Here is a 6934-nt window from a genome sequence, read left to right as displayed (position 1 = left end):
GCAGCCGCCGCGCACCGGCGGCCCGCAGCAGAGCCCCTACCCGCGGCCGATGCGCCGGTCGGATGTGCCCGCAGCGGGCAACGGGCGCCCGGCACCCGCCGACCGCTCCACCGGCTCCGGCGCCGAACGGATGCGTCCCGACCCGGTCGACACCTACACCGACGTCGAACTCGACGTGATGGACACCGATGTGCGCGAGGCCGACCTGGCGGTCGGGGACTCGGCCTACGTGCGCTCGGTCCTCACCACGGCCGGCAGCGCCGAGCGGCCGGTCCGGCAGGATTTCCAGGCGGACGGCGCGGACACCGAACTCGCCGATACCGCCGGCCCGGCCGACCCCGACGCCGCCGTCGCATCCGAGTCGGCCGACGATGACTACGTGGGCCGGCCAGGCGTGGTCGGCGGGCTGCTGGTGGTGCTGCAGTCGATGCTGGCGGTGGCGTTCGGCGGCGGGCTGTTCATCGCCTTCGACCAGTTGTGGCGGTGGAACAGCATCGTCGCGCTGGTGCTCACGGTGCTGGTCACGCTCGGCCTGGTCGCCGCCGTTCAGGCCGTCCGCAAGACCGTCGACATCGTCAGCACCTTGATCGCCGTCGCGGTCGGACTGCTGATCACGCTGGGGCCGCTGGCGCTGCACGCCAACTAGCCGTTCACTATTAGTCCGTGCGCCCCGCCATCAAGGTCGGCTTGTCGACCGCTTCGGTTTACCCGCTGCGGGCCGAGGCCGCCTTCGAGTACGCGGCCCGACTCGGCTACGACGGTGTCGAGCTGATGGTGTGGGGGGAGCCGGTCAGCCAGGACATCGGTGCCGTGGAGCGGTTGTCGCGCAAGTACCGGGTGCCGGTGCTGTCGGTCCACGCGCCGTGCCTGCTGATCTCGCAACGGGTCTGGGGCGCCAACCCGATCCACAAGCTGGAACGCAGCGTGCGGGCCGCCGAACGGCTCGAAGCCCCGACCGTCGTGGTGCATCCGCCGTTCCGCTGGCAGCGCCGCTACGCCGAGGGATTCAGCGACCAAGTCGCCGAATTGGAGGCCCGCAGTGACGTGGCCGTGGCGGTGGAGAACATGTTCCCGTTCCGCGCCGACCGGTTCTTCGGCGCCGATCAGTCCCGCGAACGGATGCGCCGCCGCGGCGGCGGCCCGGGAGCCGCGATTTCGGCGTTCGCGCCGTCCCACGACCCACTCGACGGCAACCACGCGCACTACACCCTGGATCTGTCGCACACCGCGACCGCGGGCACCGATGCGTTGGAGATGGCCCGCCGGATGGGCTCCGGCCTGACCCACCTGCACCTGTGCGACGGCACCGGACTGCCGGCCGACGAGCATCTGGTGCCCGGGCGCGGTGACCAGCCGGCCGCTGAGGTGTGTCACCTGCTGGCGGCCAGCGACTTCACCGGTCATGTGGTGCTGGAGGTGACCACCTCCCATGCCCGCTCGCCGCACGAGCGCGAGGCGCTGTTGATCGAGTCGCTACAGTTCGCCCGTACGCATCTGCTGCGCTGACCGGCTGCTGGTCGCTGAGACACAAGGAGGCCCGCGTGACCTCGTCCACGCTGTTCACCGACGCCATGGCCCTGGTGCGCATCGATGGCGGCGATGGCTCTGACGGTTGTGGCACCGGCGACGTGGCGTCGTTCGCCGGTGCGCTCAATGAGCACTGGACGATCGGCCCGAAGGTGCACGGCGGCGCGATGCTGGCGTTGTGCGCCAACGCCGCCCGCACCGCCGTAGCCGGCGACGGGACGGCACCGGACATCCAGCCGGTCGCGGTGTCCGCCAGCTACCTGTGGGCGCCCGATCCCGGTGCGATGCAGTTGGTGACCAGGATTCGCAAGCGCGGCCGCCGGGTCAGCCTGGTCGACGTCGAACTCAACCAGGATGAGCGCACCGCGGTGCGCGCCGTGGTCACCCTCGCCGAGCCCGAGCACCACGCGCCACCGCTGCTGTCGTTCAACCCGGTGGTGCCGTTGATGACGCCGGAGCCGCCGCCCGGCCTGGAGCCGATCGGTCCGGGTCATCCGATGGAACACATCGTGCACCTGGCGCACGGTTGCGATATCCGCCCGGCGCTGACCACGCTCGGCCCGCGCTCGGATGGCGGCCCGCCGGTGATCGAGATGTGGGTGCGGCCCAAGGGCGCCGCGCCCGACGTGCTGTTCGCACTGCTGTGCGGCGACGTCTCGGCGCCGGTGACCTACGCGGTCAACCGGATGGGCTGGGCGCCCACCGTGCAGCTCACCGCCTACCTGCGGGCCATGCCGGCCGACGGCTGGCTGCGGGTGATCTGCAGTTGCGTGCAGATCGGCCAGGATTGGTTCGACGAAGACCACACCGTGGTCGACTGCGAGGGCCGCATCGTGGTGCAGACCCGGCAGCTGGCCATGGTTCCCGACCGCTGAGCGAGTCGGGTCTGAAATGCTGTCGCCATGACCAGAATCGCGATCATCGGCGGCGGCAACATGGGCGAGGCGTTGCTGGCGGGCTTGCTGGCGGGCGGCCGGCCGGTCAAGGACCTCGTCGTCGCCGAACGCTTCGGTGACCGCGCCCGGCAGATCGCCGAGAAGTATTCGGTGCTGGTGACCTCGGTCGCCGACGCGGTCGAGAACGCGTCCATCGTGATCGTCGCGGTGAAGCCGCAGGACGTGGAATCCGTCGTCGCCGAGTTCGCCAAGAACCTCACCGCCGCGTCGGAGAACAGTCCCGAGCAGGTCCTGGTGAGCATCGTGGCCGGTGTCACCACCGGGTACGTGGAGTCCAAGCTGCCGGCGGGCACCGCGGTGATCCGGGTGATGCCGAACACCCCGGTCAAGGTCGGCGCCGGCGCCAGCGCGCTGGCCAAGGGCCGGTTCGCCAGCAGCGAGCAGGTCGAGCAGGTCGCCGAGCTGTTCGAGTGCGTCGGCACGGTGGTGATCGTCCCGGAGGAGCAGATGGACGCCGTCACCGCCGTCTCAGGTTCGGGGCCCGCGTACTTCTTCTTGATGGTGGAGGCACTGGTGGATGCCGGGGTCGCGGCCGGGCTGAGTCGGCAGGGGGCCACCGATCTGGCGGTGCAGACCATGGCAGGGTCGGCGCAGATGCTGCTGGAGGAGCGCGGCGAGACGGCGGGGACGGCGAATTCGGTCATCGACACCGCTCCGGCTCAGCTGAGAGCCATGGTGACCTCCCCCGGCGGAACCACGGCGGCCGCGTTGCGGGAACTGGAGGCGTCAGGCCTGCGGACCTCGGTCGATCGGGCCGTCCGGGCCGCAAAAACCCGCTCTGAGCAGCTAAGAATCACATCGGAGTAATTCACTTATTTTTCACATATTGCCTCTCACCCGTCGCAGGAACCCCATTCGTCCCGCTATTCTCCTCTATGTCTGTGCGTGTGGGCGCAGCGGAGGGGAAGCCGCTGGGACTGCACGTGCCTGATTGAAATGGGTAACGATGACGTCTGCGAACGGGCCTTCGGCACGAGACTCCGCTGGCGGCCGGGCGGCACGGGATGCCGGCCCCGCCGACACGGGCCGGGCACAATTTCTCACCGTGGCCGAGGTGGCTGCGCTGATGAGGGTCAGCAAGATGACGGTGTACCGCCTGGTGCACAACGGCGAGCTGCCCGCGGTGCGGGTGGGACGGTCTTTCCGGGTGCACGCCAAGGCGGTGCACGACCTCTTGGAGACCTCCTTCTTCGACGCGGGCTGACCGCCGGTCGACAGGTAAGCGCCCCCCGGGCGTCACCGCACGGCGACGCCCGGGGTCGGCTGTGTCCGGGACCCGGTCAGGTGCCGGTTTTCTGCTCGGCGCCTGCCTACGGGTAAAGTGGCCGGGTCGATCAAGTTCGCCCAGCGCCCCTGTGGCGGCGCGGGCAGCAGCAGATAGCGGAGTTCATGGGTTCAGTCATCAAGAAGCGGCGCAAGCGCATGTCGAAGAAGAAGCACCGCAAGCTGCTTCGCCGTACTCGGGTGCAGCGCAGAAAACTCGGTAAGTAACTCCGCCGAGCCCGCGCCCGGGCCCCGGGCGGGGGAGGGGCGATCACCGCGGTATTGCTTTTCCGGACTGGCCGTTAGGCTGGCGGGGTGGACGAGGCCGGACCCCCGAACGACAGCACGCGAAGCGACGTCCGGCACTATCCCAAGGTTGTGTTGGTCACCGGCGCATGCCGGTTCCTGGGTGGCTATCTGACCGCCAGGCTGACGCAGAATCCCTTGATCAACCGGGTGATCGCGGTGGACGCGGTGATGCCCAGCAAGGACATGCTGCGCCGGATGGGCCGCGCCGAATTCGTCCGCGCCGATATCCGCAATCCGTTTATCGCCAAGGTGATTCGAAATAGCGAAGTCGACACCGTGGTACATGCTGCCGCGGCGTCGTACGTGCCGCGCTCCGGCGGCGGGGCCGCCCTCAAAGAGCTCAACGTGATGGGTGCCATGCAGTTGTTCGCCGCCTGTCAGAAGGCGCCCACGGTGCGCCGGGTGGTGCTCAAGTCGACCTCGGAGGTCTACGGGTCCTCCTCGCGTGACCCGGTGCTGTTCACCGAGGACAGCACCAGTCACCGGCCGCCCACCCAGGGCTTCCCCCGCGACAGCGTCGACATCGAGGGCTACGCTCGCGGGCTGGGCCGGCGCCGGCCCGACATCGCGGTCACCATCCTGCGGATGGCCAACATGATCGGCCCGGCCATGGACACCGCGCTGTCGCGCTACCTCGGCGGCCCGCTGGTGCCGATGGTGCTGGGCCGCGACGCCCGCCTGCAGCTGCTGCATGAGCAGGACGCATTGGGAGCCCTGGAACGGGCCACCATGGCCGGCAAGGCCGGCACCTTCAACGTCGGTGCCGACGGCATCATCATGATGTCGCAGGCGATTCGCCGCTCGGGCCGGCTTCCGATCCCGGTGTTCGGGCCGGGACTGTGGGCGCTGGACTCGTTGCGGCGGGCCAACAACTACACCGAGATCAACCGGGAGCAGCTGAACTATCTCAGCTTTGGCCGGGTGATGGATACGACTAGAATGCGAACCGACCTCGGGTACAGCACCAAATGGACCACCGCCGAGGCATTCGATGACTACGTGCGGGGGCGAGGTCTCAGTCCGATCATCGACCCCAAATGGGTGCAGTCGGCGGAACGGCGCGCGGTGAGCGCGGTGCAACGACTGAGCGACATCGGTTTCAGCAGGGCGAGGGGAGGGTAACGCCATGGCTGGTGATTCCAGGGCCAAAGTCATTCCGCTGCACAAGAACTCGGGGTCCGTGCGTCGACACCCGTCGACGCTGGCCCGCCCCGACGACCGCGCGTCGGCCGAGCAGATCAGCGCCGTGGTCCGCGATATCGACGGGCGCCGCGGAGGCGCGGTGAACTCCGATGACGCCGGGGCGGCCCCGAGCGAGTTCGTCCGGCGGGTCGCCGGCCTCGCCGCGTTCCTGCGGGAGCGGATCACCGGCGACTACCAGGTCGACGAGTTCGGGTTCGACCCGCACTTCAACGAAGCCGTCGCGCTGCCGCTGCTGCGGGTCTTCTTCAACGACTGGTTCCGGGTCGAGGTCAGCGGCATCGAGAACCTGCCGGCCGACGGGCCCGCGCTGGTGGTGGCCAACCACGCCGGGGTGCTGCCGATGGACGCGCTGATGCTGTCGGTGGCAGTGCACGACCACCATCCGGGCCGTCGCGACCTGCGGATGCTCGGCGCGGATCTGGTGTTCGACCTGCCGGTGATCGGGCCGGCCGCCCGCAAGGCCGGCCACACCATGGCCTGCACCGCCGACGCCCACCGGTTGCTGGCGGCCGGCGAGCTGACGGCGGTGTTCCCGGAGGGCTACAAGGGCCTGGGCAAGCGGTTCAAGGACCGCTACAAGCTGCAGCGGTTCGGCCGCGGCGGCTTCGTGTCGGCGGCACTGCAGACCCAGGCGCCGATCGTGCCGTGCTCGATCGTCGGCTCCGAGGAGATCTATCCGATGATCGCCGACGTCAAGCTGTTGGCCCGGCTGCTGGGCGTGCCGTACTTCCCGATCACCCCGCTGTTCCCGCTGGCCGGTCCGGCGGGCCTGGTGCCGCTGCCGTCGAAGTGGCACATCGCCTTCGGGGAACCGATCGAGACGAGTGACTACGAGGCCGGCGCCGCCGACGACCCGATGATCACCTTCGAACTGACCGACCAGGTGCGCGAGACGATCCAGCAGACGCTGTACCGGCTGCTGGCCGGCCGCCGCAACATGTTCTTCGGCTGACGTTCCCACCCGCGTGAGCGAGCGTGTTTGCCCGCAACACACCGCATGCGAGCGTTCAACTGCGCACGCTCGCCGCAGCGGCGAGGACTACTTCTTGCCCAGCGCCCGATCGCGCATCGCCTCAAGGGCGGCGATCGTCGCCGCCTCGGTGTCGGCGTCCTGGTTAACCGACTCGCCGAGCATGGTGACCACGCTGGTCACCACCGGCTTGCCGTCCGCGTCGGTGACCTCACTGCGAACCTCGCTGACCACCGTGCCGTGGGACTCGATCACCGAATCCAGGTAGGTGTCGAAGAACAGCTTGTCACCGGCCACGATCGGCCGGTGAAAGGTGAACTTCTGGTCGCGGTGCAGCACCCGGGAGATATTGATCGGGATATCGAACTTGTCGAAGATCTCCAGCTGCACCTGGCGGCCGGCGACCGCCAGAAACGTCAGCGACGCCACCAGCCCGGGGTGCCCGGCCTCCCTCGCGGCGGCCTCGTCGAAGTGGGCCGGATGCTCGTCTTTGACCGAACGGGCGAATTCGCGGATCTTCTCCCGGCCGACTTCGAAGTAGTCCGGGAACCGGTAGTGGGTACCAATGACCCCTTGCGACTCGGTGTGTACTGCCATGCCGGTTTACCCTCCGCTCCCCGTGGTGTTCGGCGGCGGAAGCCTATCAGCGAGCAGCTCAGGCGCGCTCGTTCCGGTGCGCCACGGTGCTTGATGCGGCAAGCTACGC

9 protein-coding genes are annotated in these 6934 nt (G+C 69.0%); 8 read left to right on the top strand and 1 reads right to left on the bottom strand.

Annotated elements, in window-relative coordinates; all coding sequences use genetic code 11:
* The 8 genes from DQP56_RS21440 to DQP56_RS21405 all read left to right on the top strand — a co-directional run.
* Positions 1–646: Rv0497 family membrane protein (locus DQP56_RS21440; RefSeq protein ID WP_526022715.1), on the top strand; the 646-nt coding region annotated here is incomplete at its 5' end.
* Positions 647–663: 17 nt separating this feature from the next.
* The gene (locus DQP56_RS21435; protein ID WP_112688875.1) at positions 664–1506 is read left to right on the top strand and encodes a sugar phosphate isomerase/epimerase family protein; all 843 of its coding nucleotides are present in this window, start codon (positions 664–666) and stop codon (positions 1504–1506) included.
* A 35-nt stretch (positions 1507–1541) separates the two neighbouring features.
* Positions 1542–2402: a thioesterase family protein gene (locus tag DQP56_RS21430; RefSeq protein ID WP_112688873.1), complete on the top strand. Its 861-nt coding sequence runs from the start codon at positions 1542–1544 to the stop codon at positions 2400–2402.
* 27 nt (positions 2403–2429) lie between these two features.
* Positions 2430–3290 (top strand): pyrroline-5-carboxylate reductase, encoded by an 861-nt coding sequence (proC, locus tag DQP56_RS21425; RefSeq protein WP_112688871.1) that lies wholly within the window; start codon positions 2430–2432, stop codon positions 3288–3290.
* A gap of 139 nt (positions 3291–3429) precedes the next feature.
* The gene (locus tag DQP56_RS21420; protein WP_041316921.1) at positions 3430–3687 is read left to right on the top strand and encodes a helix-turn-helix domain-containing protein; all 258 of its coding nucleotides are present in this window, start codon (positions 3430–3432) and stop codon (positions 3685–3687) included.
* A 185-nt stretch (positions 3688–3872) separates the two neighbouring features.
* Complete coding sequence (locus tag DQP56_RS21415) at positions 3873–3974, top strand: 30S ribosomal protein bS22 (RefSeq protein WP_003402602.1); 102 nt, start codon at positions 3873–3875, stop codon at positions 3972–3974.
* 87 nt (positions 3975–4061) lie between these two features.
* Positions 4062–5177, top strand: a complete 1116-nt coding sequence (locus DQP56_RS21410) for an SDR family oxidoreductase (protein ID WP_112688869.1) — start codon at positions 4062–4064, stop codon at positions 5175–5177.
* A gap of 4 nt (positions 5178–5181) precedes the next feature.
* The gene (locus DQP56_RS21405) at positions 5182–6210 is read left to right on the top strand and encodes a lysophospholipid acyltransferase family protein (RefSeq protein ID WP_112688867.1); all 1029 of its coding nucleotides are present in this window, start codon (positions 5182–5184) and stop codon (positions 6208–6210) included.
* An 87-nt stretch (positions 6211–6297) separates the two neighbouring features.
* Here the strand turns inward: DQP56_RS21405 and DQP56_RS21400 are convergent, their stop codons facing one another.
* The gene (locus DQP56_RS21400; protein ID WP_112688865.1) at positions 6298–6825 is read right to left on the bottom strand and encodes an FAS1-like dehydratase domain-containing protein; all 528 of its coding nucleotides are present in this window, start codon (positions 6823–6825) and stop codon (positions 6298–6300) included.
* Positions 6826–6934: the final 109 nt, after the last annotated feature.

The organism is Mycolicibacter senuensis (assembly GCF_003284925.1).
GTDB lineage: Bacteria > Actinomycetota > Actinomycetes > Mycobacteriales > Mycobacteriaceae > Mycobacterium > Mycobacterium algericum_A.
The sequence above is the reverse complement of the archived record's forward strand: the minus strand, read 5'-3'. Positions and strand labels throughout refer to the sequence as shown.